The sequence below is a fragment of the Pseudoalteromonas luteoviolacea DSM 6061 genome, from assembly GCF_001625655.1.
In the GTDB taxonomy this organism is placed as follows: domain Bacteria; phylum Pseudomonadota; class Gammaproteobacteria; order Enterobacterales; family Alteromonadaceae; genus Pseudoalteromonas; species Pseudoalteromonas luteoviolacea.
The window spans coordinates 1-25,425 of the sequence record NZ_AUYB01000105.1 but is presented as its reverse complement, the minus strand read 5'-3'; the positions used below and the strand labels follow the sequence as shown (position 1 = coordinate 25,425).

Genomic DNA, 25,425 nt, shown 5'->3' with positions numbered 1-25,425 from the left:
TTTAAATTAGAGTGCTCAGGTTTATGGACCGAGAAGCTTGATAGGTTTGCAGAGCAAATCCGATATTATTATCTAATATCGGATTTGAAGCCTTGAAAACATCTGTAAATAGCAGCCAGCTATGAGCAGCATTTATCTCCTAAACAATAATCCCTGGGATCTCTTTTCCAAAGCCAAGGTCAACACCACATGCTTTAGCTGCGGTATGCAATACATCATGTTGATTGAAACCTGAGCCCATATCACTGACTACACCTCGATTTACTCGATCACCGCCGCCTGCAATTAGATAAGCACATGGGTTAGCTGAGTGTTTATCTGCATGTCCCATATCCGAGGTTTCTAACACAATCGTACTATCAAGTATGCCTGCTGCTTTAAGCTTTTGAATCAAATATGCGCTTAAGCTACCCAAGTGACTGCGCATCTCGGTGTAATACGGATAGTTAGGCTGGCCATTGCTCCCGCCATGTATTGCATTGTGATAGTGTCCTTGGAAATTCAACTCAGGAATACGAAACTCAGCTTGGTGATTGCCAAACGCCAATGATACAGAACTCGTCAGGTTACACTGCAGTGCTGCCACCGCGATATCTGCTTGCAAACGCGCTTGCTGACTAAATGTATCAAAGGTCAAAGGAAATTCAGTATCATCAGGAGCTATACCGCAAGAAACGCCTCCGTATAGGTCATCTAATCGCCTTTGTGTGTCTGCAATCGCATCAAGGTGGTCATTCATCCTCTGTATTTCGTACCCTGCAAGCCTGCTCTTAATCGCATTGGCTGCTGACATATGTGCATTCATGATTGGCGTTTTACTATTGCTACCTTGTGCGGTGCCGAACACCATTTTATATACCGTGAAGGGGTTTTCTTGAAACGGCAAGTGATTGCGGTTGTCTTTGGTCAACTGCCCTTGGCCGTTACTGTGAACGCCCAAATTCAGATAGCGAAATGGCAAGTTGGGACCTAACGCATTACCCATAGTGACATCATAGCTGTCACTCCCCCAATTCTGAGCAAGTAGGATTGGCATACGGCCATGTCCTGCATTTGAATGTGACATATTGACCATAAAGTTACATTCATTTTTAACTGCTTCATACCCAGCAGACATAGCACCTAACTGCATGTTGTCGCCGCTTCCGGTGGGGTTCCACAGCGATGCTATTGAGCCACCAGGTATATAAATCGACACTGTTTTATTAGGCAACCCTGCGCTCTGAGCATCCGCATCTCTTGCAAAAAGTAAACCTGATACTAGCGGTGAAGTACGGATCAAGGCGGTAGAGATCCCCGATGCCATAAACACTTTTAATAGTCTACGGCGTGACATCATCATGTTATTTAAATGTTCATCTTTCATTTTGCTAACCTTCTGTATTGTGAGCCGCACTATTCATTTCTGGACCAAGCTTTGCGATAGCGAACAGACTTCAATGAGCCAAACTTCTCTAACATGGCTCTTGGGCTGTTTTGCATCATGGCGTCTGTGAGTGTGTCTATTTCGCACATGTACCCGATTTGCTCTGTTTCAGAGAGGCGTCGGTCTTCTTCACTTGATGGATCGACAGAGTCATGACCAACACCCATGACATAGCGGAACATTTGTTGGGGTAAACAACTTTGCGCAGACGAAAGATCCGCAATAACTGCACCTAATTGTTTGGCCCCATTAAATGCGACAGAATCACTGACTTCTGCGTATTTTTCTGGAGCGAAGAGGACGCCAGATGCATCTATCGCATTGCCGTTGTTATCCGCACTTCTAATTTTGCCCACAGCATCAAAGTCTTCCATCCCGAATCCCATTGGGTTGATGTACTTTTCATGACAATTAGAGCAAGGCTGACCTTCAGTTAAGCTGTGATACTTGAGTCGGTTGGTTGTTGCCGGATCTTGTAGCATGTCAGATAACTCGGCAAGCCTTTGCTCTCTGGCCTCAAAGGTACCAGCTGGTGGATCTGGTTGATCTTGACACAACATGCGACGACGTACGCGTACTGAGCGTAAAATTGGGTGTGATTCTGCAACCTCCGCCCAGCGAGCCATAAACGCCCCATTGGCTAAAATACCACCACGCTCTGTTGTATCTACTTTTTGTAAATCATCACCTGTTATACCCGCAATATTGTAGTGCTCAGCCAATAGCTGATTTACAAAGGTGAAATTTGCGGCATAAAACGAGCTGAAGCTCTCATCCTGTTGAGTCATGATGTATGAAAAGGTTTCATTCATCTCTGCCTTCATAGCAGGCACCAATTGAGCAAAGCCTGGGTACACGTTTTGATCTTTGGTTGCCACTTCTAAACTACCTGTACCTAACCAACTGCCAACAAAGTCTCCAAGCACGGACTTAGCACTGCCTGCAAGTCGATTGGCATGGGCAATGATATTATCTTCATCACGAAGCTCATCACGCTCAGCGGCTTGCCAAAGTTGCTGATCTGGGGTTGAGCCTGTAAACGTGTAAGACAGGAAAGTGGCCATTTCCCACGATGTAAGTTCAAAGGCATCAGCATCTAATTCAGAGTTATCTGGATTGCGTTCCCCTAACTCATGACGATAGATAAACTGTGGTGAAGACAGTAACCCTTCCAAAGCCAGCTTCATTCCGGCTTCAATATCTCCATTATGGAAAAAGCCGGTGGCGATCAGTCTGTAGTTTTGTAACTCCTCTTGCGTTAATGGACGGCGGAATATCTTTGGCGCGAGTTCATCAACCAAACTATTGGCACAATCTTCGTCAATTGCAGCGCAATTTAGAGCGGGTGAAAAGTTATTCTCAGCCACCCACTGTGAAAGTTCTTCAGCTACTAATAAGTAGTTGCTGTAGTTTGAGGGCTGTACACTGGCATGCGTATTATTTATAAAAAAGCCAACCTGAGAATCAGGCGATAAACCATCTGAAACCTCAAAATTAACACCTAACAGGTCTTCCACGGTATTTTGATACTCAGTTTGAGTCAAAATCTTTAATTGTCTCGCACCATAAGCAACAGGCGTTAAAGCTAAGTCGCAGGTCAAAGGTGCAGGCCAGAGTGTTTGTAGATATGCAGCAATATCTGTTGCACACTGTTCGTCACACGCGCTCGGCGTGCCGTAAGGCATCGTTGTGGTAATGATATCTATCATGGTTTGTATATCTCGCTCAGTATTGAGCGCTGGAAATGAGCCTAAACCGCCCGCTTCTGAGCCATGGCAACCTGCACAGCCTGTTTTATATAATTGCATGCCTCTGGCAACTGGGTCTGTTTGTGTGACAACGATACGTTCAATGTTACTTGGCTCTGACGGCACGGAGTTGTTGAGCGCAATTACCTTGTAATCGAACTCGCCTGACTCTGGCAAACCGGATTCATAAAAGTTCGAATTAGATGCCAACTCTGCTGCTGTTTGCCAACGGCCTTCAACACTTTTAAAACGCACCAGATAATTAGTCTCGTTATTACTGTTGTCACGCCAATTTAATTGCGCTTTGCTATCGCTCGAGAGCACACTTGCACTTAATTGAGTAGGCGCAGCGGGTTTAGAACCCATAGCAACAGGTTGGAAATTGTCTTGCTCAGCTGATAAAAATGTGAGGTTAAAGTAAACCGGAACGGCCTCACCAATACTACTTAGGTTTGCGACAACACGTAAAGCCTCTATCCCATAGTCCATATCAAAGGATTTACTGTCGATGATCATAGGCGTTAAGGTACTGACATTAACCCTTCCGGTAGCGAGTTTTGCAACTAAAACGTCTACACTAACCTCTTGGCTAACACCATGTAGACTAATCTCGCCTGTTATACTCTGAGTCATCGAAGTACCAATATCCAGATTGCTCAACAGTGCCTGATCAATCTGAGTGCTGAAATAAGCCATAGGCAATAAATCAGTTTCAAAGAGTAAATCCAAAATCCGGCTGTTTCTGATGTCCACACCAGTAGAAATACTATTTAGATCGACGCCAATCTTAACACTCCCGTCAGCCTCAATACTGCCAGACACAGCAGGAGCCGAGTTATCGATATCTACAAACTGGTTCAGCTCAGCAACATGATCTTTTTTAACTGAAACATAGCTCAACAAGGACTCAGTACTGTCAAGTTGCCATAAGCCCGTCTCTGTTACATCACCTGGTGGTGTAGGTTCTGAATTTGTACAAATATCACCCGTGAGGCTAATTACTACTTCATCGGCCAGTCCATTTTTACTGGCTACAAAACCTAAGCCAAATGATTGATTGGCATGGACTGTATGACCCTGAGAAGTAATCGTACAACCGCCGTCATCACAATTAAAATTGCCATTCCAACTGTTTTGTAGTGATATGCCTTGATTCCATGTTAGCTCAATGGTCCAGTCATTGAGATTTTGGTCTGAGTTATTTGCAATCACTATCTCGGTTTTAAATCCATTGTTCCAATTATCAGGGATTGTGAATGAACACTGTGCGGCCTGAGCCAAAGGCACACTCGCCAGTAAACAGATATAAGTGACTAACTTCGCAAATGCTGGCGCCACAAAACTAAGGCGAGTAAAAGCAACAAAACGTTGTAAATTATTGAATTTCATTTTCTTACCCTCCTATTGTTGAACTTCAAATACTAAGTTAAAGCTCACGGGAACCGCGTAACTGATAACCGATAAACCCGCCAGTGTTTTTAGCGTTTCGATACCAGACTCTAAACCAAAATCTGTTGCGTCTAGCACAATGGGCGTTAGGCTTTGTACCAATATTTTGTTGCTCGTAAGACGTCGAATCACAATGTCTGCATTTACTTCTGCGATGATTCCTTTGAGATTAACAGTCGCTAAGATAGTTTGTTTTTCGGTACTGCCAATGGGTAGCGATGTCACGGTGGCATAATCAACTGAGGCTGAGACTTCGGCTGTTGGAAAGAGCTCTGTGTCGAATAAAAACGCTTTCATTCTGTCATCTCGGGTTTCGTTCCCCGTATCGACACTTGCTAGATCAATGGCTATTCTCGCCTCACCTTCTGTAGAGATAACGCCACTTAAATTTTCAAATGTATGTGCTTCGACTAAATGCTGTTTTTTGGTAGAAACAAAATGCAGGCTTGAGCTTTGGGGATTTAACACAAGTGGTTGAACTATCGGTGTTACATCAGGCTCGGATACCTGAATGCTGATCGGTTCACTCACCGAGTTATTGACACCATCGCTTACGGTTAATTTAACAGAATATATGCCCTCTTCTTCAAAAGTAACTGCTGGGCTTGGTTCGTTTGATGTACTTCCGTTTCCAAAATCCCAATTGAAAGTCAGCGCATCTCCATCTAAATCAGAAGATTCACTGCTGTCAAAGTTGACAATTAACGGCCGCTCTCCCTGTGTAACAGAGGCTGAGGCGACAGCCGTTGGGGCGTGATTAATATTGCCATCTACTGTGCATAAGCCGCCAAGTGAAGGGGTTTTTGGTTCGTCATTTTCGTGCGCTTTTTGCGCATTAAAACCAAAGTCTATACTCTGACCAGGATTGATCGTACCGTTGTAGTTTTCATTAATAATCTCATAAGGGTTAGTACCACTATGTTTACCATGCCAAACCCCCGTCAGCTTGGTGCTGTCTGCAAAGGCCATTAAGACTTTCCAGCTTGATATGGCAACACTCTCGGTGTTGGTGATCGTAACTTTGCCACGAAAGCCAGAGATCCATTCTTGTTCAACCTCAAAAGCACAAAGTGCAGTTTCTGGCTCAGCAGCACCAATCGCCACTTCAATTGGTGCTGCATGGTAGTCAGTATTGCCATCATTTATGGTCAATGAAACTTGATAAGAGCCTGTTTGCTCGAATATATGCTGCGGGTTTATGTCACTGGAGCTGTGGCCATCACCAAAACGCCAACGGTAGCTCACATTATTTGACGATAAGTTTTCTATCTCACTAGAAAAGCTTATTGAGGCAGGTGCTGTACCCAGAGTTTCTGACGCTGTAATTTCAATTTTGACTTCATCAACGTCGTCTTGTGAGCCATTTTCACAAATGCCTGACAACCTTGGTGCAATAGCTTCCTGTCCATTACTTTTTTTAACGTTAAACCCAAAAGACTGAGATGAGCTTGGATTTATATTGCGATTCCAATTGTGACTTTCAAATTGATATGGGTTGTTGCCGCTAAGTTGCGCTCGCCAAGCATTACTTATCGACTCACCTTGTGTAAATTCCAATCCAACTTTCCAACCATTTATGGCGGAGTCAGTTGCGTTATGTATTGTGACTTCTGCGGTATACCCACTTTGCCATTCATTTTTAACTTTGAATTCGCATTGCGCAGCCAAGCTGTGTATGGAGTGCCCCAAAGCCATAAAGCAGAGTCCAATTTTTAACAAACTGCGCTGCTTATTGCTATCTCTATGTTGTCTCATGAAAATTCCCCGAAACATTGCCGTTTGGCATGCTATTTCCCTACTGCTCCTCGCTAAATACGCGTTGACCAGAGCTAACAGGCCGCAATAGCTAGAGCAAGTTCGGGAATAAGGAAAGTTGACAAATTAAGGGGATGACAACATATGTCATAGGCGTGAATACCGATCAGCAGCACAATGAGCATACACAAAAGTATGCTCACTACAGCATTATAAACAGTGGCATTCAGCAACCCCGCTATCTTAGTGTTCACCTTAGACCGGAAGCTTTGCGTCCCTCTCTTTCAAAAGGTTTGCTATTTTAAGCCTGTTAAAGCAAATTAGCTTAAAATTGCAATAATCGCAAAGCCATCACCTCAACTTTCACAGTATTTGCACATTTCACTTTGTTGAGCGCTATACAGCCATACCAAATTATGAGTATTTTCCTATAACTTCTATATAAATTAGTAACTTATGAAAAAGTTGAAATATGACTTTTATTTATACACATCAAAGTAGTTCTCAACTAAATTCGAATTTTAGTTAATAAAAAACCAAAATAACAATATATAAATATAAATATTTAATTTATTATAACCAAGAAAGCACTACAAAATTAATCCCCCCACAAATAATAGCACCACTCTTAATTTGAATTTTTTCAGAATAAAAACCATCATTTAAAACAGCTTTACGCTATAAAAACTTTACCGCCCCATTATCCAAAACACCTTAACCTCTAGTGTTTTACGCTGCCTCCTCACCCACATATCAAAGGCTAAACCCGAGGGAAAAATAAAACCATACTCTTAATTTAAAATTAACTAAAACCCATTAAAACAACCGATAAATATTAATAAACAGTACAAATGTAAATATTAGACTTGCATTCTTTCATCACTAATCTTACCCTGCTATTTTCACCATTTATAAAGTCGATAGTCATATAGGGAAAACTAAGATTGTTCGGATTACTCAAGAAAAAGAATAAAGAACCAACTAAAAAGTTAAAGCCCGAGGGAAAAAGAGCAATATTTTGGGGGCTAGTGACAGAATGGTTTGTTACGATGGCATTGATTGTGAAACAAATGAGTTTAATATCACTGCTAACCCCAAGTTAAAAGAAGGCGGTTACATTTGTACTCTCGAGATTAGTGCACCTAACGAATCACAGGGAATTTTCATTCACTGCTTTTACAGCGGCCACTGGTCGTTTGCAGTTAGTCCTTCTAATGAGGAGTCAGATGAGTTGCCAGCATGGCATATCGAACGTACTTGGGGTAAAACCAACGCTCATTCAGAAACACTTGAAATTTATTGTCCACAAGGCTCTCGAGTCGAAGTTGTTGACCGTATCGAATGAGCGCAACTGACGAAGCAGTTGATAAAAGGATATAAAGCAACAGGCTAGCGGCCTTTTGTCTCAAGTTTCAACCTACTTTTTATAACGATTTTTATGGCCATATGGTGCAATATGAGAAGCTATGAGCTGGAGTTGTTCGCAGATTATTTTCAATTTTACATTCAAGATGATAAAGAGCTCAATGTTAATCTTGCGGATGTTTGGACTGATGAAGCTGTAGCTAATCGGTTAGCTGAGTCTGAAAGTATTATAGGTGTCGGAACTGCTCGTAATATGGACGTTCCAGTTTCCATTCATATCAGCAAGTCTGCTCAAGTTATCGCTGAGGCGGAGTTTGATCTTATTAATCAAACAACCATTCTCTGCGAAAGTGGAATGCTTGTTATTGCGGGTTGCACCGACTACTTCCCCGAGGCAATGCGCATTGAGCTTACTCCTGGTAAATATAATGTTCAAATTGGTTACAAAAATTTAGAGGACATCTCTGAAGATAAATTAGATGGTAATGATAGTTACCATATCTGGTTATCATTACATATCTAATGAGCTGTTGAGCAAAGGCAAAAAACTAACTAAATTACTTGAAGCTATAGTCGCAGGTGACGAGGGCCAAGATTGAGAGAAGCATGACAAGTTATGAATAAGCTCGCGAAACGCATGGCTGCACTCCTTCACCTCTATGCCTCGGCATGCAACTGTGTGCTCCATATTGAGGCGCCATCAAATAAGAGATTTATTCTATGAAAGTAATACTTATTCCAGGAATGGATGGAACTGGTAAGTTATTTTGTCCATTGTTAGATCAATTACCTGCCGGTATAGATACTCACGTCATATGCTTAAATGAATTAATAGCAACAACTCCAATAGAGCAGTCACTAGAAATAGCATCTTTAATCGGTAGTGAAGAAGTTATAATTTTATCTGAATCTTATTCAGGGCTTATAGCTTACCACCTTTCGCTTCTTCCATATCTAAATATTAAACACGTAATTTTCGCAGCCAGCTTTTTAGAAAGCCCATCCTGGTTCAGTCGCTTTCACAACCTTCTTCCTTTAAACTTAGTTCGTTCGAATATAATTCCTGACACTGTTTTGAGCACTCTGTTGTTTGCTCAACGCAAAAACAAAAAACTAGTAAAGTTATTTATCTCTTCTCTTCAGCCTATCAATAACGTAATTTTAAGAGAGCGTCTTAAGGTTATAGCTGACTTGACCCGCCCAAATCGGCGCTTATCCATTCCATGTACTTATGTCCAAGCGAGCAATGATTACTTGGTGTCGAAAAAATCAGTGAATGCATTTAAGGAATTATGTACAAATATAAACGTGGTTAAGGCCGCAGGTGGTCACTTTATAGTACAGAGTAATCCTCATTATTTTTCAAAATTGGTCCAAAGCTTAATTGCCTTATAAAAAATATTTCACCAAGTGGTGAAATCGGCTTGTGTATGCTTCTTCCCACCTAGTTTTCACATGATAATATGTGCTACTTTTTAAAAATAAAAGGAGGAACCTGTAGAAAAACAACTAGAATTAAAATAATGACACCATTATATAATAGAGAAAAAATAAACTTAGCGCCAAAATATACGAACGAAAAATTGACATCAAACAACTCCAAATCGAATTCAACAAAGAAAAATACAAATAATTTATTTACAAGTTAATATTAAATACACAACGCATCATATCTCAGGAGATTAAATTATGCCTATAAACTCAATTTCAGGCAGTTCATGGAATAGTATTTTAAAAATTCAAGAAGAGGCTTATACCGATATTTTACCTGAGGAAATAAATGAGCTTAAAAGTAAATGGATTGCATCTCCGAACACCTGTGCTGTTTACTTAAATAATGACAACAAAATCGTAGCTTACCTGTTGTCTCACCCATGGGGAAGTGAACTACCACCTAAGTTAAATGAAAAGGCCCAAATTACTGATAGCCCGAATTTGTATTTACATGATTTAGCTATCGCGCAACAGGCTCGAGGTAAAGGTATCGCTAAGAAATTGGTAACTAATGTAATAGCCAAGGCCAAATCACAAGGCTTTACTAAAATAATGTTGGTGGCAGTACAAGGCTCTGATACGTTTTGGGCTAAGTTTGGGTTTACGATTACACCTAATGCATTAGTTTGCCCAAGCTATGGAAATAACTCCAAGTTAATGACATTAGAGTTAACAACATGACAAAGGCTTTCAAGTGTAACTAGTTGATGTTGGCTGCCCACATAATTTAGCTAACTGAAATTTACCGCTTAAAACGACTATATGGCGCAGTGCCACGACATTTCCTCTATTTTTATAGACTGTTATTAAAGTGAGTATTCACTAGATGCGCTTATAAGCGCACTCACATGTTTGTTTGGCTTCACCAATTTGATAAGTCCCCTGCTCGCTACGCTCAAGTTTTGCTATAGGTGGCAGGTTCAACCAACTCATCAGGGTGTAATAACTTGTGAAGGTATAGATTAATCATCAAAAAAGAACAAGATGAGTTTAGGCATGGGTGTCAATGTATACCCTATTGCTTGTACATATTTACTGACGTCAGATATTTTTAACTACACTACCGTACACCTAGCGCAGTCCAAATGCTCTAGGTGTACCAACAAACCACCATTATGCTGCACAATTGTCTTTAGCTTGTGGTTGCAACTCCATCAAAACAGCTTGCCATAATCCACTCAACCCCAATAAATAATGTGGCTGCTGGTATACAGGTTGTGTTTCGCCCTTGATAGTGGCAGCTAATGCTGCGATAGCTGCAAGGTTACATTGGTCTCTGTGGTCCATTAACTGCTGTTGGTCCATAGGAAGGAGTTCAATGGGCATATAGGTTTTCCATGATTCGGCCGGCAAGCAATGACTGGAAGGAAACCAGCTCAAAGGACCCGTAGTCTCACTTAATGTCAAAGTGCCATGAGGAAATAACGCAGAGCACTGATGATTCAAAAAAGTAGCACTGCCGTCATCTTCAACTGACGAAAAATTTTGACATAAGACAGACACGGTGAGGTTTTTATTTTTAAGCATCACAGGCTGAAATGCCATAGGCTCACCGCTATATTTGACTACTTTCAATTCTTCGAACCCACCTAACGCTCGACCCAAAAGGTCCAGCGCCGAATATAACGTTCTTAAATTGGCGCCCACTGCATAGTGCATACAGCCAAACCCCTGTTGATATGCGGCAAGTACAGATTTCAAAAATGCTTGCGGTGCATATAGGTCGGCAAAATGTCCATTGACATGAAAATGTACTTGGTGCTGCTTGGCAAGTGCTAGTGCTTCTTGCACAAACGCTTGTTCAACGGGGTGCTCACATAATACGGACACTCCCATTTTAAGCAAAGACAATACTATTGCTTTTCCGGCTTCTCCCGATACTGCGACACACGCAATGTCAATATTGTCTGCTGGAATAGCGTTTACATTAGAGTAGTATGGTACTCCAACCTGCTTGGCAATCTGTTGAGAGTATTCACTTCCTTTTGATAATACGCCGGCACATGAAAAATTCTCTTGTGGAAAACGAGTTAATGCGCGAATGTAAGTGGAACCATAATGGGTTCCACACACGAGTACTTTCATAATATTGTCCTTTTTCTAAGCAATGGGATGTGGCTCTTTATTAACGGGGCGCCCTTGCAACAATTTGCGTAACCTTGGATTGTCTACCCTCTTAAATTGCTCACCAAAGTGAATAGGTTGCATATTGACCCCAATAGCCCGTGCGACTCTAAATGGACTTAAAGCCATGTCTGGTGAGGTGACATCGACAATGGCAACCTCTATGCCTGCCGAATCTAAACGCTGCTTGAGTTGAGTAACTTGCGTGATCACTTCATAAGGCCAGTCATCCAGCGTTTTAGCCTCATTTAGGGGGCGACGCATAAAATCAAATGCGGCGAGCTTGTGCGTATTAAAATAATATGCGGCGTGATCTTCCAGGCTCGTTACTTCACTGACATGATTCGGAATTTTATGCCCCGAACGCATGAGTTGGCACAGGTACGGCATTACATGTCCTTGCTCCAATAATGCCTTGCGCATAGCAACTTTAATATCACCGTGAGTGGCCAGTGCAACTGATGCTGCTGGGGTGCGATAGCCATCTCCTATTGCTAGGCATACGACAGTTGGTACGTGTAAACCCACCTCAAGCAAGTAACATTCGAGCTCTACGCCGAGTTTAGTTAAATCATCTATCATAACCCGCATTTTGCCCTTGTTAAGTGCCTCATAGCACAGTCGCTCACAAGGTAATTGCGCATACCACGTAAGCATCATGGCATCGCGCTCAATTAATTCATAACAGGCTCTAAGCGCAGCATCATCATTGTTTTGACCTGCTGCGAGTCCGTTTGAAGATACTTGACTGAATTGCTCTTTATAGGGGCAAGCAAAATTAAAATAGCTGACCAAAGCAGGAACCCAAACTGGTTTATCGGTCGCTAACCAGCTACCTCGACACCAGTGTATCTTTTGCTTTTTATGCCATTTGTGAAATGGGAAGTTGGGCGTACTATATTGCTTATTGGAGTACAAAACCAAAGTATCAGGGTCCACATAATCACCGTGTAACTGGCTAATAGATGCGTATTTAAAATCACTTAATTGGTATCGCGCCGCTGAATATCGCTCCAGTGCCTCTCCTACCGCACTAATATGTGCAGAAATATGGTCTAACCCCTTACCGGAACCGACTTGACCTGACGCTCTGGGATCAAACTCACCTTCGGTAAACGAGGATACCCCAGCAGATGCGGTGATAGGAAAATCAGGCAAATGTGATGCATGACCTGTGAGCTGACGCACTACCCCCGTGATCGGGTCCACCCAGCCTTCAAATAGGGATTTAAATTGCTCAATGTCTTGTATTTGATTGAGCGGGTTAGCGGCTGATTTTTTGTCGCGCTGCATTGATAAAGCGTGAGTATTAGTGTGGCTATGATCAAAGCCGCAAACTTCACACCAAGGAATAGGAATAATCGCATGTTTTTCTGATTTGTGCGTAATCAGGTTTTGTACATATACATGGGATGACAGCTCACTCGTAGTAAAGCCCCAAAGAATTTTTAATGCCTCCATTGCAAGCTGTTGGCCCGTGATAGCAGACATAGGAGTCAACATGCTGCGAGCTCGCCCGTCACGATTTTTTTTATTACTTTTTTCTAATTCGTGCGCCAATTCACCATGCTGCTCTGCACCTAACTTTCTTAACCTTAAGCAGTTCCAACATGAGCTTGAAGAGGTGTTATTTATATTGACAGCAGGACCTATCCAGCTTTCTAAACCATCTAAATGGCCATAAATGGCTTTAATGGTATGTTGATGCACATATTCCGATACTTTATGTGACCAAAAGTTGGCATCTTTGCCCAAAGTAACAATGGCTAAGTCCCAGTCATTTGAAGGACTGCCTAAGTTTTTGGTATTTGAAGTGAGCGCTGAGTGGCTGATCTGCATCCAAGGGTTACGTTGCTGTAGTACAGCCTTAAATACCTGCGCTCTTGGTTTGCCAATATCCTCAGCAGAGAGAAAACGGTGGCATGTTAAGTCGTCACTCGTGATACTTTCTTTATCTAATAAATGAATGTGGCCTACTCCTGCTGTGCCTAGCTCTTCTAACAAAGTTACAGCCCAAGGTTCTATGCCTACGACCAATACTTTGCAAGGAGCAAGAGAGTATATTTGTTCTTGGCTATGCGGCGTTTGACTTGCTTGGTGCCATGGGCGTAAGAAACGAGTTTGTACTAAACCAGGGGGCCTAAACTCTAGTTGCTCAGAGGCTTCTTCTAATAAACCATATTGGCTAAGCATTTGCAGAACAGCCTGAATACTCGTATCACCATATTCAGGTAGGCGCTTACAGATTTCAGCTTCAGTAAGCTCCCCCTCCAGTAACGGCAGTATTTTCTCAACAAAGTCTGATGTATCTCGACCGTGAATTTGAAAGTCTCCCAAATCTGAACTTAATAACACACCGCTGTTGTTGGGAATAATGCTCGCAGCAGGGGTTAATCTTAGTTTTTTCATAAATTAAACATCCATTTCTAAGGGCATTCCCTGATTTGCGCTCAGGGAATGCCAATCACTGCGTGCTAACCGCCAGTACTACACGGTATGCAAGTTACACACTGAAAACATTGCAAACACTGCGGGGCACATTGGTAACACTGTGCACATTGCGATACACATTGAGTACATTGAGGAGCGCACTGGTAACACTGCACGCATTGAGGTGCACATTGATAACACTGTGTACATAAGTTCATGGCACAAGGGTAACAGGTTTCACACTTGGTAATATGTGTACACTGCTGACAATGTGCCTTTTGCTCCGATTGACATAGAGCGCAAAAATTAACGATGCAAGGGTAACAGGTATCACAATGCGTCACTGGCTCACATTGTTGACAGAAATTAACTGTGCATGGATAACAATTTTCGCACTTAGTAATAGGTGCGCATTGCTGGCAGAAGTTTACAATACACGGATAACAAGTTTCGCACTTGGTGATGTGTGTACATTGCTGACATTGTAAGTTTTGCCCTTGTTGACACAGCGCGCAGAAATTAACAATGCAAGGGTAACAAGTGACACAGTTAGCGACAGGCTCACAAGTTACACATTTGTAGTTGTCATCACATTGTACGCATGCCACACATGGAGTTGGAGGGCCTAACGGTTGATAGCTAGTACCAACTGGCGCACAGGTAACACATTGTGTAGTTGTGCACGGGGCGCATAAAATTGTGGGTGTGATACACGGAGCACAAGGCGTGCAGTAATAACATACAGCACAATCTACGACCCTAGGAGGGTTACAACGCGCTTCTAGCGCTTTGACTTTTGAAGTGAGCTCAGTCACTTGTAATTGAAGTTCTTTTATTGCTTGCTCGCTCATAATACTTTCCTTAAAGTTAATTTAAATGCTGTATTTGGTACCTCATACCAAAAACAACTTGGGGTTGTTGCTTGCCATTTGTGTTCCAAACGTTGCAAACAAAATGCCTTGACCAGACATATTCGTTACATTGCGATATTGCCTTTATTGAACTTTAAATAATGTGTTCGCAGTAACATGCGGAAACTTATAACGGCTGCGTTTACTTGGGTCTTTCCCGTTTGCCAAACTAAAGTCCAAAGTTATATCTTGGGTGTACTGCAGCATATCTAGGCCATTGGATAAATGTTCCAGCCACAGTGTAGTTTTGAATCGAGGCACATCAGAATGTGCTCTCATGAAGGGAGTATTGGCAATATTACCATCGGTTTCGGTATCTACATCCAACACAGTGGTATCGATCACACCTATGCCTTGTTGATATAGGCTGTCTAAGGCTACTTGCAGTACAATATTAGGATTAACATTTGGGTTCTCTGGAATATCGGAACCATATGGTGCTTTAAAGCTGTTGCCACCAGCAGTTGGTAAAGCATTAGCAACAGGAATGTTAGGTGCCCCTCTAAAGCGGTCGTGATGACCAATCGCTAAAATAGAATTCCCATGAGGCACAGAAACCTGTTTAACTATTGTTCGACTTTGCTCTTGCTTTGGTAATGGATTGGGAGTGTCTGGTACCCAAGGTTCAACATTCAATGTTCCCTGTCCTTGAGGCGCAATCACCTGATGTAACCAGCTCCCATTTTCAGCATGCACAAGAGTGTCTTTTTGAGGGCCATCGGCAAAAAATACCCGTTGTGAATAAAAAATAGTATAAGCATCTTGCTCATAATTACCTGCGCGATTAGCTACTTTGCCCTGAATAGCACTAAACGTCATGACTTCGTAGTAAGGAAAGTTTTTTAAAATAAAGCCATTAGGTGCGTTATCTTGCGGAATAGGCATAACATTGAAGCCCCCATATCGCGTACTGACCCAAGTACCGATTAACCTAGCCAACGGGCCGAGTTTTTCAAGGATCTCACACTTGTGGTCGCCACCACCTGCCGCTATCAGCGGTACATTAAAATCAGGAACAAACTGCGGCTGCTGCGGGTTAGTGGCTTTATCTGTACAGTCACTAAACTGTTGAGGAATGCATGTAGCGCAACGTAAAATGGCATTGTGCTCACTTGCAGTGGAACATTGTTTATTAAGATCTTCAAATGCAGATTGAAGCTGCGCGATTTCGACTTGTAATTGCGCGATTGGATCTTGCTTGCTCATGGTTACTATCCTTGCTGTGCATAAATTAACGGTTGATTAATTTTTAAGCTGGATTTTGAGTATATCAGCAAGGTTTTTTTTAGTTTATTACACACCCATTACACAGGAATAAGCATTTATTATTAAAGGAATATATTATTATTTGTTAAAATCAGCGTTAGATGTCTAACCGCGATTCGCTTTGAGCATTGGGATGAAGACTAGTAACACACTTCCCTGCGAGGATGAAAACTGCACAGGCATTTTGAAAATACCCATGAGTTTGGCTTTTCAATGTTTCAAATATTCAATTGTGCTGAAAGCCACCTCATTCCCCCCTAGCCAAACCGTCACCCTAATCAAAGTGACATATCTAACTATAAGAAAAATATACTAATATAATTAATTTTTCATTTTGCACTAAAGAGAAAGATACACTTGTAACGTCATATAGATTGGATGAGCGCTATAGGTAATTTAAAAATCTCAAGGAGCAAAAATATGACTTATGCACGCATCTTACTATTCGCATTATTGGGGGTTTCAACTCCATTCATGGCCGCTAGCAATGTAAAATTTCCGCTACCTGTTGTTGATGAAACGCATAATATTGAACAACACTCTATTGAAGTAAAAGATAGTTGGATGACATATTTAGAACAAGGTGAAGGTAAAGCAGTGGTTTTTGTTCATGGCAACCCAACTTCATCTTATTCTTGGCGTAATGTTATGCCTTATATTTCTGATACGCACAGAGCTATTGCTGTTGATCTTATCGGCATGGGTGATTCGGGCAAACCAGATATAGAGTACACATTTAAAGAGCAATACAAGTATTTTAGCCGCTTTATAAAAGGGCTAGATCTTGATGAAGTAATTTTGGTTGGTCATGACTGGGGCGCGGCAATTGCGTGGCTCTATGCAAAAAGAAATCCTGGTAAAGTAGAAGCACTTGCCTTTATGGAAGGTGTTTTACCGCCGCAATTTCCAGCCGAAAGCTATGAAAGACTTGGTCCTGTTGCTGACTTTTTTAGAGCTCTCAGAGACCCGGTATTAGGGCCAATGTTGGTAATTGAGCAAAATATGTGGATTGAGCAAGCTTTGCCCGCTTCCGTTAACCGCACATTAGGCGAACATGCAATGGAAGCATATCGTGCACCATATCTTGTTCCTGAGTCTAGAAAGCCGTTACTTGCTTGGCCAAATCAACTTCCTATTGCTCATGAACCTGCGCAAGCCGACCGCTTAATGAGAGGAATTAAACGCTTTATGCGCAAAACGGATATGCCAACTTTGTATATTTATGGCTCACCAAGCGTTGAAAGATCACCCCAAGTACTCAAGTGGTATGTTGACAATATTGATGAGCTAGAGACTTCTTATGTTGGACAAGGGCTGCATTATCTACCTGAAGACCAACCAGACGCGATAGGCCGCTCTCTTGATGACTGGCTGCGCCGACTCGACGACTAGCCACCTACCAGCAATACTCACCGCGAAAATAGCCTCCATTACTTAGGGGCTATTTTTTTTGCTGTCATCTACCTTTTTCCTTGTTGCCCATCATTACAGTAAAGGCAAATTAAAAATTGCCATTTCCTTAAATTCAGACGTTATGCCAATAGATATTAAAAACGGTCATCTTTGTGCTCTTTTACTTTCTTTTGTTGTGGGTTAGTTTATTGAGTTCTAACCTCCCCGTTGCTTATAAAGGATTAAATGTGATAGCAGAGTCGCTCAAAATACTTTACATTGTTTCAGCTGCTTACGTTGTGTTTGTGACCATTGCACTGGCATTGATCCAAGGCCGATTAGCAGTAGAGCAACAGATTGCATTATTTATTTTTTGGTTACTGCTTTCCACACCTATGCTGGAATATATTGGCATTGCTTTTAATTATATGCCGTATCCGTTTATCGCATTTGTGCACTCATCTCTACTATTACTTGGTCCAGCAATTTATTTTTACATAACATATAAACCAGAAAAGCATTTTGACTATGCTAAATCACTTCTCCATTTCTTTCCATTTGTAATCTTTTACACCGGAAGGTTGGTAGAGCAAAATGAGATCCCAACACTTTTAGCATTACTGTATTTTTCACATGTGCTCTTTTATCAATTCCTACTCGCTAAATCGACTTGGTTTAGTCATAGTGAAACCAATAACAATCGCGCTCAACAATTGATCAGCCAAAAAGCCATTGTTGTGTTCTTTTTGGTCGTTTCTAGCGCCTACTTTGCCCAAGTAACATTACATAAAATGGGATCTGAGTACTTACGTTTACTTTGGGATTTGAGCAATACACTGACGTTTATTTATATCTTGATGCTTTCTAAAGGGTTTATAGATATTGTTAAAGTTAAGCAGGCAAAACCCATAAGAGTTTTGGAGCTTACACCGGATTTGGCCAACCAACAAAAAAAGCAATTGATAGACCTATTTGAAAAGGAACAGTTGCACCTAAACAATGAACTGTCGTTAAACTGCTTGGCTAAAGAGCTAGATTTGACCAGTAATCAGACATCTGAGTTACTTAATGAGCATCTAGATACCAATTTTTATGAGTTTGTTAATAAATACCGAGTTCATGCTGCAGCACAAATGCTAAAACTCGCTAGTAAGAAGACAAAAGTGTCTGAGCTTTATTTAGATGCAGGATTTAACAACAAAAATACTTTTTATCGCGAGTTTAAAAAGACTTTTGATATGTCTCCTGGAGAGTTCAAAACGAGATTTAGCCAAGCTACAAAGCACTGATTATAAATTAAAAGCAGCTAGCCTTAAGCTATGCTGCTTTTTATAGAAAACAAGCACTAAGTAATTAACGTAGACGTGGGTATACTTCTGGAATCACGACTTCATTTAGCTCTATCATTTGATAGTAAGCCGCTATTTCCTCTTCTGTTAAGTCACCTAACTGTATTTCGACAAACATCTCATACCCATGTGATTTTTGCGTACTTGGCACTGCCCCCAGCTGATAGATGTAATCTAAGTAGTGAATAGGATCTACATCTGAACCTAACAATGCATCTTCTAAAATGATTGGCGTTATACCCGCCTCAATCAGCTTATAGACAGCGTCATACAGTCCTAATTGGGAAACCACACCGGATATCACAGCTTGAGTCTTTCCAGCTGCTTTAATATCAGCAATCACAGGATCAATTTTTTTATAGCTAACCACATTGGGGCTCTTGCGATATTTAGATGTATAAGCCTTACCCTTTTTATTCACATGAAAGCTCGGTATGTAGCTAAATAAAAACTCCTGTTCCGAGCCTAAATACGTAAACCTAGGCTCTGTTGCTGGTTTGTTATCATGCTCCGCCTTAGCTAGGCTTGCATCATCCATATTAAAATTGATCTTCGCCATTTTATGACGGTCGCCCTGATAAAGTTCATCACGTTGTCCCACCGCATAGCGCGGGCTATATACTAATTTGTCTTTGGATTCCATCGATTCAATAATTTCACTGGCTTTTGCCAACTTTACGCCAGCTTGCTGCAAACGTTTAAAGGTAGGTCGCTCGTAAATTTCGGTAGAAAACGTCGCATCACTCGCCAAATATACATCAAAGCCCATTTTCTTAAGCCCTAAAACTGTTTGCATAACACATACATCGGTTTCTGCACCCGCGACTACCACACGAGAGATACCAGCATCGGACCAAGCCGTCATCGCCGCATGAATATCTGCTTCTAATGTTGAATTAAATGTTTGTTTAAAAAAGCTCTGGGTATTTTCATCGAGCGCTTGGGCAATGCGTGTGATATAGGGTGTATACTCAAGCCCCTGCTCAGAATTAAAAGCTTCGTAAGTAATGGTTGTTGGCATATTCAAATCATTGGCTTTTTGCGCTAATTGCGCAATACGGTCAATACTGGCGTGCAACTGAGGATCTACATTTTGGGCTGGTATTTGATACTGTGGATAATATATCTTGACCCAAAAGTCGTCACTATCCATCACATATCCTTGCTGAGCATCAATAATGAGTAGACCCGTATTTTGTGCACTCAAATGGACCTGTTCACTCTTTTTTGTTTCTGATGCTAATTGCAGCCTGTCGTCAATGTTACAAGCGGACAGCCCAAGCGCCAGCGAAATTACCAATAGAGAATTTTTCATAAATCACCTTTTAATTATCCTTGTTTCAAAGTAAACGCACGATTAAATTATGAACAACCATCGATATTTAAACGCTTTGTTAACAAAGTCAATTGAGGATATATCAAGTGCTTAATTTGCTTTTTAGGCTGGCTGTAAGCGATGTATGTGGTTTATGCTGGCGTTGTAGCGATATGTAGAACAAGAAAAAGGAGTTGAGAATAAATGATACGTAACTTTTACAATTGTGATAAAGAAACTGACAAAAATAGCCATGGGGGTGTGGGCTCAATCGATATCTATAGAGCATTTAGGCGCAAAGATTTTACCGGTGCTTGGGACTTTGCACTTCGGGTAGTTATGCCACCAGGAAGCTCCATGGGGGAACATACGCACAGTAATGATGAAGAAATGTATATCATATTGAAAGGAGAAGGCACCATGACCATTGAGGGTGAAACTAGAAAAGTTACTGCAGGAGATATGATTGTAAACAAACCTTTTGGTACACATGGCTTAATAAATACTTCAAGCAGTGAGATTGAGTTACTTATCATCCAAGCAAGTCTAAAGTAAACTAATTTTTCCTTTTATCTACAGTGTAATATTAAAAATAAAAATTTAATTCCATGAAATACTTTAGAAAAATGATTGAGCAGTATATTCCTGTCAATGATGATGAATGGGCTTATGCATGCGAGATATTCGATATAAAACATGTCAAAAAAGGAACGATAGTGCACCGTGCAGGTGACGTGTTTAATGAAATATGGTTTATTAAAAGTGGTTTAGCCAGATCATATTTTAGTGATATGAATGGCAAAGATCATACTTGGCAACTCTACTTTCGCGGAAAAAGTAAACATGGTTTAAATCACTTTATGGACGATAGTGTAAGCTTTTACGAAAAAACAGGATCCATGCTCAATTTTGAAATTCTTGAAGATTCAGTTTTTTATGTCACATCTTTAGAAGCCCTTGATAAATTTATATCTCAGGAGCAAAAGTGGGAGTTATTAGCAAGAATATGGATACACAACACCTATTATTCCGCAACATACAAGCGTGTGCTTTCACTTATGTCCGAGACGGCAGCCGAACGGTATGAGCGTTTACTGGACGAATACCCTTATATCTTTAAACAAGTTAAGTCATATCATATAGCCTCTTATCTTGGTGTTGCTCCCCAAACATTGAGTAAATTAAAAAATGAATCTAGGTGAATGAATTTTAGTATTCCGTTGTCTACCCTGTGTTTTTTCTATGGAGACTAACAATGAATACCTCTAAAAGATTTAAAAGCCAACATGCACAAAGCTTTTCGCTTTACATTGTCAATGTTTGGAATGTAAGTAGTGCCACTGCGCCTAGCGCCATAGATACATTGGAGGCGTCATGATAGAACTTACACAGATTGGTGCACAACTCATCTTTATTGGAGCTGTCTTTTTCCTTGTTGGTTTAATACAAGGTGCATTGATACCAGCAGTAAAAAACGCTCGAATGGCTCTTTCTGGTCACTTGACAGCTGTTCAGTGCGCAATGGCTCTGGCGATCTTTGGTGTTATTTGGTCGCTGGTTGAGTTGCCTTTATATTTAGAGGTTTTTGTGGCTTATGGCTGTACAGTAGGATTTATACTGATCTGGCTCGGAATAACTATTGCGTCTGTAACAGGTGCTAGTAAGGCTCTTCCTATCGCTGGCGCTGGATTTTCGGCGGCCGAAACTACCGAATCGATGGTCAAGATTATGGTAAGAACAGGCTCACTGCTATCACTAATCGCGTGTACTTTGTTGACTTTTGGGTTGTTGCACATACTTACACAGCTGCAATAAATATACATTCAAGCCATCACGCTGCTCTCCCTCAACCTAACATTTTGGGCCTAGCAAAAGCTTTTGCTTAGCCCAAAAACTGTACCCATCGAACTAAATAGGCGCAATGTTCCACTCTAGCAAAGCAATCGACCACGGAAGAGTAGTAGAAAGAGAAAGTTTTTGCACAAATGCAGTGACACAATAAAAGTTTAGTTCAGGAGCTTGCAGCAAACTTTCTAAAAATAAATCAAAGTCTATTTTTCAGACTTATAAATATTGGTTTTTTAATGTTTTTTGGACAAAGAAAAAGCCCCGAAGGGCTTTGGTATCAAAAATGAAAATAGATATTTCGCTCATTTTTAATAGAGCATTTAAATAACTCTTTTAACTTAATTAGTAGAGCATCTTCAAAATTAAAACCTCGTTCAAGCCTATCTAATATTTCTTTTTTGATTTCATTCTCAATAATCCAATCATCCTCTCCTTCACCAAGCATACTACCATTTAACTCTGAAATAATATCCAAAACTCCAATATTACCTAAATGATATATTTGCTTGGAGGTTACGGGAATGACATTTGGATGTTCCAAATTTTGATAGCTCCACTGAACAACCTCATGATGCTCAGCAATATTCTCATCTATTGAATCATCGGTAACAAAAATCGTAAATAAATCAGACATTAGTCAGTATTCCTAATATGAGTTTGTTCTTGTAGAAAGTTTTTAGCTTCTTTACCTCTTAGAGCACCGGTTTTCGGAATATTTCCTGAAGCATCAAGATATGTTTTTCTGTTTATATCATAGATTCTAAAATAATTGTTCTCATTATCCTGCATCACTTTTATGCCTAACTTTTCATTTACAAAGTTTGTTTTAACTCCGTCATGAGAAAGCTCTCCCTTGATTTCTTTTGCATACTTATCAAGAGTCCCTTTTAGACTTCCACTTGCCCAATTGGCACTATGCTTTAAATATGCCGCCAGCCTTTTTTGTGCTCCAGTGTTTGTAGCGTCTGACTTTACCCTATTACTTTCAGTAAGCTTTTCACCACAATTATGCACTAAAATATTTTTTTCTGTTACATAATAAGTATGAAAATCTTGGACAGTAAAGTTATACGCGATATCTTTTCTATCAAGAGACCGTAGCCCGGTAACTAAGTAATGTTCCCCTTGCTCATTTATAAACTTATCACCCAGAGTTAAGTTTATTGTCTCTACCCAGCCTTTATTAACAACGTAAAATGGATGACTATCTGTCGCTTCAACGGTTTGATAAGTTCCGTCATTAGCTTTTATTTGGACTTCATAAATATCTTTGTCAAAAACTACCCAAGTATGAGTCACAGGCTTCCATGACTGCTCTCCTGTGTGGATGTCTGTTGCGAGTACCTTGTCACCTTCACCAATAGACTCTATCGGAACATACCCTTTATCGGTAAGGACCATTGTACCTGCAACAAAACAGCTTTTGTTACAAGGATTACGCCTTATAGTGTTGCTAAAGACTCTGCCTCCAAACCGGCTGGTTATCGCTCCAACGACAACCCAACCAAGATCATCGACCTCGCCAGTTTCTAAGGCTGTCACTAAGTCTTGAGCTGATGAATAACCTGAAACATCAGCAAATGCTTGAGGGGAATGCTTAACTAATTGCTTGACAGCTTCAGTCAAAATTAACTTCCCATACTCATCCGCGTTTTCCCAAAACTCCTTCCCTACTTGAACTAATAAAGACTGACTAGTTCCAGTATCGCCTTGCTGATGGTTGACTCCATTAGATTTCTGATTTATCTGCTTAGTATTTGATGTACTTAAGTTGTAGGTCGTTACCCAATCATCACTACGAAATAGACTAGACCTATATCCTGTTGGATCGACTCCTGCCATCGGGTTATTTAAAATATAGCTATAGGGGTTGATACTTTGGCTATTTTCAGGGTATTGAATATAAGGGTCTACGCTTAAAAAGCGGCCTAAGTTATAGTCATAACCACGACCATTCATGTGGATCAACTCCACATCATCCAAATGCTCGTGACCTGTAAACCCTCTGTCATTTAAGTTTGACTGCAACCGACCAGCAACTGTGTCTCCATAAAATTCATCTCTTGGCTTTCCAAATGGATCAAAGCTACGCTTTTCGTCCAATTTCACGTCGACACTACCACTGGTAATAGCCACTGTAGAGCCTAGTCTATCTTTGTGGAGATAGTTTACTAAACGTCCTGAGCTATTGTGCTCAACTATCAAGTGAGGAGTTAAATAATGCCTAACTCGGTCAGTTACCACTTGATTTGCACTGGTCACAGTTAGTTCATAATCGGAGTCTATGTAGTAAGTACTTTGCCTATTATTTGCTGTGGTTTTTTCCTGCATATAACGCGCCCCATTAGGGCCATATTCAAACCTAATTTTGGTTCCACCACGTTGAATTTCAACCGGTTTATTAAATGCGTTATAGCTTATAGTTAAATTGTCACCGACTTCTAGATTACCATTTGCGTCGTATTTAAAAGTCACCACTGTGTCATCAAGCTTAGTAACCTGCTTAACAGCATTTGGTCCGCCAGTATTTCCTCCGTCATAACGGTAACTCGTTGCATAGTCTGACTTCAACAATATATTGCCGGCAGCATCATAGTCATAATTTATAACACTTCCTGGCAAAAACTCTGGCAATACTAATCCGCTTGCTGTGCGAGTACTCTGTTTCAACCGATGCAACGCATCGTATTGATATGATTCAGCCACACTGGCAACTAGGTCCTCTTTAAGTGTTAAATTACCAAAGCCATCAAACTCAGTGTAATTTTCATTGACTAAAATACCTTGGTCACATGCTGCACTCCCACTAACACAGACTTTACCTATCAACCCAGAAAGCAAATAGTCAACACTTTCAACAATGCCATTACCATGCGTCGTAACTGAATTTGTACCTCTAGCAGTTAGTTTATCGTAGCTATGATAAATATTTGAGGTGTTACCATCTTCAAAAACATGCGGCATACCAAATTTATCAAATCTGTTTACAATTATTTCTCCAGATGGATAACGCTTGGCAAGTAGTTTGCCGCTTTCACTGTGATACCTATTTTTAAACTCAAAGCTTTGATTTACGCCCTCTATCGGCAATGTCACTGTCTTAGTTATAACACGCTCGTGCTCATCATAAGTGTATACCTTGCTGATATTGTTGCTTGCTTCACTCGTAAGTTGGCCCAGTTTATTTGAATCAAATACCCATACAGATTCAACGTTCTCATTTAGTTTACGCCTAATAACTCGTGATAAACCATCATAGTCAAAGTTCAACTTATTATTTTTAGCATCAACCTGTTGGCGTAGCTGACCTAATCCATTGTATATAAAAGTGGATTCACCTGAATTTGGGTCAAATTTCATATGACACCCATCTCAAATTTCATATTGACGCCGATTTGGGAGTGTCCATCTCATCACCCATCTTAATTTACCACAGCACTAAGCAAGTTTCTAAACAGGAACAAACAACTCCTAAAAGTGATATATGCAGCAATTGCTCGGCTATTTTGTCCAATGAGCTATAAAAGCAGGATTTTAGGCATGAACAGCCCTG

General features: G+C 40.8%; 19 protein-coding genes and 1 riboswitch. Of the genes, 10 read left to right on the top strand and 9 right to left on the bottom strand.

Features of this window, described 5'->3' with window-relative positions; all coding sequences use genetic code 11:
- Nucleotides 1-139 precede the first annotated feature (139 nt).
- The 3 genes from N475_RS14300 to N475_RS14290 are packed head-to-tail and all read right to left on the bottom strand — an operon-like array spanning nucleotide 140 to nucleotide 6,378.
- Nucleotides 140-1,366, bottom strand: coding sequence for a DUF1552 domain-containing protein (locus N475_RS14300; RefSeq protein WP_081216066.1), 1,227 nt, complete (start codon nucleotides 1,364-1,366; stop codon nucleotides 140-142).
- A gap of 29 nt (nucleotides 1,367-1,395) precedes the next feature.
- Entirely contained in the window at nucleotides 1,396-4,563 is a 3,168-nt protein-coding gene (locus N475_RS14295; RefSeq protein ID WP_063365463.1) for a DUF1592 domain-containing protein, read from the bottom strand.
- A 12-nt stretch (nucleotides 4,564-4,575) separates the two neighbouring features.
- Entirely contained in the window at nucleotides 4,576-6,378 is a 1,803-nt protein-coding gene (locus tag N475_RS14290; protein ID WP_063358879.1) for a cellulose binding domain-containing protein, read from the bottom strand.
- A 225-nt stretch (nucleotides 6,379-6,603) separates the two neighbouring features.
- A riboswitch (cyclic di-GMP riboswitch) is annotated at nucleotides 6,604-6,686 on the bottom strand.
- Nucleotides 6,687-7,414: 728 nt separating this feature from the next.
- On the opposite strand from N475_RS14290, the gene N475_RS14285 reads away from it, so the two are divergent.
- From N475_RS14285 to N475_RS14270, 4 genes are all read left to right on the top strand, one after another.
- Nucleotides 7,415-7,723 carry a hypothetical protein gene (locus tag N475_RS14285; RefSeq protein ID WP_063358880.1) on the top strand — a complete coding sequence of 103 codons (309 nt, stop codon included), beginning with the start codon at nucleotides 7,415-7,417 and terminating at the stop codon, nucleotides 7,721-7,723.
- A gap of 111 nt (nucleotides 7,724-7,834) precedes the next feature.
- Nucleotides 7,835-8,266 carry a hypothetical protein gene (locus tag N475_RS14280; RefSeq protein ID WP_063358881.1) on the top strand — a complete coding sequence of 144 codons (432 nt, stop codon included), beginning with the start codon at nucleotides 7,835-7,837 and terminating at the stop codon, nucleotides 8,264-8,266.
- A 197-nt stretch (nucleotides 8,267-8,463) separates the two neighbouring features.
- Complete coding sequence (locus N475_RS14275; protein ID WP_063358882.1) at nucleotides 8,464-9,138, top strand: alpha/beta hydrolase family protein; 675 nt, start codon at nucleotides 8,464-8,466, stop codon at nucleotides 9,136-9,138.
- Nucleotides 9,139-9,432: 294 nt separating this feature from the next.
- Nucleotides 9,433-9,918 carry a GNAT family N-acetyltransferase gene (locus N475_RS14270; protein ID WP_063365462.1) on the top strand — a complete coding sequence of 162 codons (486 nt, stop codon included), beginning with the start codon at nucleotides 9,433-9,435 and terminating at the stop codon, nucleotides 9,916-9,918.
- Between the two features lie 432 nt (nucleotides 9,919-10,350).
- Here N475_RS14270 and N475_RS14265 read toward each other — a convergent pair whose 3' ends face one another.
- The 3 genes from N475_RS14265 to N475_RS14255 all read right to left on the bottom strand — a co-directional run bounded on the left by N475_RS14265 (nucleotide 10,351) and on the right by N475_RS14255 (nucleotide 15,908).
- Nucleotides 10,351-11,322: a Gfo/Idh/MocA family oxidoreductase gene (locus tag N475_RS14265; RefSeq protein WP_063358884.1), complete on the bottom strand. Its 972-nt coding sequence runs from the start codon at nucleotides 11,320-11,322 to the stop codon at nucleotides 10,351-10,353.
- A 15-nt stretch (nucleotides 11,323-11,337) separates the two neighbouring features.
- Nucleotides 11,338-13,770, bottom strand: a complete 2,433-nt coding sequence (locus N475_RS14260) for a TOMM precursor leader peptide-binding protein (RefSeq protein ID WP_063365461.1) — start codon at nucleotides 13,768-13,770, stop codon at nucleotides 11,338-11,340.
- Nucleotides 13,771-14,786: 1,016 nt separating this feature from the next.
- Nucleotides 14,787-15,908: a heme-binding protein gene (locus N475_RS14255; protein WP_063358886.1), complete on the bottom strand. Its 1,122-nt coding sequence runs from the start codon at nucleotides 15,906-15,908 to the stop codon at nucleotides 14,787-14,789.
- 480 nt (nucleotides 15,909-16,388) lie between these two features.
- On the opposite strand from N475_RS14255, the gene N475_RS14250 reads away from it, so the two are divergent.
- Nucleotides 16,389-17,360: a haloalkane dehalogenase gene (locus tag N475_RS14250; protein WP_162269600.1), complete on the top strand. Its 972-nt coding sequence runs from the start codon at nucleotides 16,389-16,391 to the stop codon at nucleotides 17,358-17,360.
- 248 nt (nucleotides 17,361-17,608) lie between these two features.
- Nucleotides 17,609-18,649, top strand: coding sequence for an AraC family transcriptional regulator (locus tag N475_RS14245; protein ID WP_063358887.1), 1,041 nt, complete (start codon nucleotides 17,609-17,611; stop codon nucleotides 18,647-18,649).
- Nucleotides 18,650-18,713: 64 nt separating this feature from the next.
- On the opposite strand, the gene N475_RS14240 is transcribed toward N475_RS14245, so the two are convergent.
- Nucleotides 18,714-20,024: a cysteine hydrolase family protein gene (locus N475_RS14240; protein WP_063358888.1), complete on the bottom strand. Its 1,311-nt coding sequence runs from the start codon at nucleotides 20,022-20,024 to the stop codon at nucleotides 18,714-18,716.
- A 204-nt stretch (nucleotides 20,025-20,228) separates the two neighbouring features.
- Between N475_RS14240 and N475_RS14235 the strand changes: the two genes are divergently transcribed.
- From N475_RS14235 to N475_RS14225, 4 genes are read left to right on the top strand one after another with little or no spacing between them, the layout of a single operon-like run.
- Nucleotides 20,229-20,579, top strand: coding sequence for a cupin domain-containing protein (locus N475_RS14235; RefSeq protein WP_063358889.1), 351 nt, complete (start codon nucleotides 20,229-20,231; stop codon nucleotides 20,577-20,579).
- A gap of 53 nt (nucleotides 20,580-20,632) precedes the next feature.
- Nucleotides 20,633-21,226 carry a Crp/Fnr family transcriptional regulator gene (locus N475_RS14230; RefSeq protein WP_063358890.1) on the top strand — a complete coding sequence of 198 codons (594 nt, stop codon included), beginning with the start codon at nucleotides 20,633-20,635 and terminating at the stop codon, nucleotides 21,224-21,226.
- Between the two features lie 53 nt (nucleotides 21,227-21,279).
- Nucleotides 21,280-21,402 (top strand): hypothetical protein, encoded by a 123-nt coding sequence (locus N475_RS26205; RefSeq protein WP_264373395.1) that lies wholly within the window; start codon nucleotides 21,280-21,282, stop codon nucleotides 21,400-21,402.
- Nucleotides 21,399-21,839 (top strand): hypothetical protein, encoded by a 441-nt coding sequence (locus N475_RS14225; RefSeq protein WP_063358891.1) that lies wholly within the window; start codon nucleotides 21,399-21,401, stop codon nucleotides 21,837-21,839. Before N475_RS26205 ends, N475_RS14225 begins: the two co-directional genes overlap by 4 nt.
- A gap of 310 nt (nucleotides 21,840-22,149) precedes the next feature.
- Here N475_RS14225 and N475_RS14220 read toward each other — a convergent pair whose 3' ends face one another.
- Both N475_RS14220 and N475_RS14215 read right to left on the bottom strand, forming a co-directional pair.
- A complete protein-coding gene (locus N475_RS14220) occupies nucleotides 22,150-22,506 on the bottom strand; it encodes a DMP12 family DNA mimic protein (protein WP_063358892.1) in 357 nt (118 codons plus the stop codon).
- Nucleotides 22,506-25,232, bottom strand: coding sequence for a polymorphic toxin-type HINT domain-containing protein (locus N475_RS14215; protein WP_063365460.1), 2,727 nt, complete (start codon nucleotides 25,230-25,232; stop codon nucleotides 22,506-22,508). Before N475_RS14215 ends, N475_RS14220 begins: the two co-directional genes overlap by 1 nt.
- Nucleotides 25,233-25,425 lie beyond the last annotated feature (193 nt).

Excerpts from the sequence above, each read along its gene's own strand:
- N475_RS14265 (WP_063358884.1), bottom strand. The coding sequence starts at position 11,322 with ATGAAAGTACTCGTGTGTGGAACCCATTATGGTTCCACTTACATTCGC.
- N475_RS14270 (WP_063365462.1), top strand. The coding sequence starts at position 9,433 with ATGCCTATAAACTCAATTTCAGGCAGTTCATGGAATAGTATTTTAAAA.
- N475_RS14255 (WP_063358886.1), bottom strand. The coding sequence starts at position 15,908 with ATGAGCAAGCAAGATCCAATCGCGCAATTACAAGTCGAAATCGCGCAG.
- N475_RS26205 (WP_264373395.1), top strand. The coding sequence starts at position 21,280 with ATGAATACCTCTAAAAGATTTAAAAGCCAACATGCACAAAGCTTTTCG.
- N475_RS14275 (WP_063358882.1), top strand. The coding sequence starts at position 8,464 with ATGAAAGTAATACTTATTCCAGGAATGGATGGAACTGGTAAGTTATTT.
- N475_RS14220 (WP_063358892.1), bottom strand. The coding sequence starts at position 22,506 with ATGTCTGATTTATTTACGATTTTTGTTACCGATGATTCAATAGATGAG.
- N475_RS14225 (WP_063358891.1), top strand. The coding sequence starts at position 21,399 with ATGATAGAACTTACACAGATTGGTGCACAACTCATCTTTATTGGAGCT.
- N475_RS14250 (WP_162269600.1), top strand. The coding sequence starts at position 16,389 with ATGACTTATGCACGCATCTTACTATTCGCATTATTGGGGGTTTCAACT.
- N475_RS14235 (WP_063358889.1), top strand. The coding sequence starts at position 20,229 with ATGATACGTAACTTTTACAATTGTGATAAAGAAACTGACAAAAATAGC.
- N475_RS14230 (WP_063358890.1), top strand. The coding sequence starts at position 20,633 with ATGAAATACTTTAGAAAAATGATTGAGCAGTATATTCCTGTCAATGAT.
- N475_RS14285 (WP_063358880.1), top strand. The coding sequence starts at position 7,415 with ATGGTTTGTTACGATGGCATTGATTGTGAAACAAATGAGTTTAATATC.
- N475_RS14280 (WP_063358881.1), top strand. The coding sequence starts at position 7,835 with ATGAGAAGCTATGAGCTGGAGTTGTTCGCAGATTATTTTCAATTTTAC.
- N475_RS14260 (WP_063365461.1), bottom strand. The coding sequence starts at position 13,770 with ATGAAAAAACTAAGATTAACCCCTGCTGCGAGCATTATTCCCAACAAC.
- N475_RS14215 (WP_063365460.1), bottom strand. The coding sequence starts at position 25,232 with ATGAAATTTGACCCAAATTCAGGTGAATCCACTTTTATATACAATGGA.
- N475_RS14240 (WP_063358888.1), bottom strand. The coding sequence starts at position 20,024 with ATGAAAAATTCTCTATTGGTAATTTCGCTGGCGCTTGGGCTGTCCGCT.
- N475_RS14295 (WP_063365463.1), bottom strand. The coding sequence starts at position 4,563 with ATGAAATTCAATAATTTACAACGTTTTGTTGCTTTTACTCGCCTTAGT.
- N475_RS14290 (WP_063358879.1), bottom strand. The coding sequence starts at position 6,378 with ATGAGACAACATAGAGATAGCAATAAGCAGCGCAGTTTGTTAAAAATT.
- N475_RS14300 (WP_081216066.1), bottom strand. The coding sequence starts at position 1,366 with ATGAAAGATGAACATTTAAATAACATGATGATGTCACGCCGTAGACTA.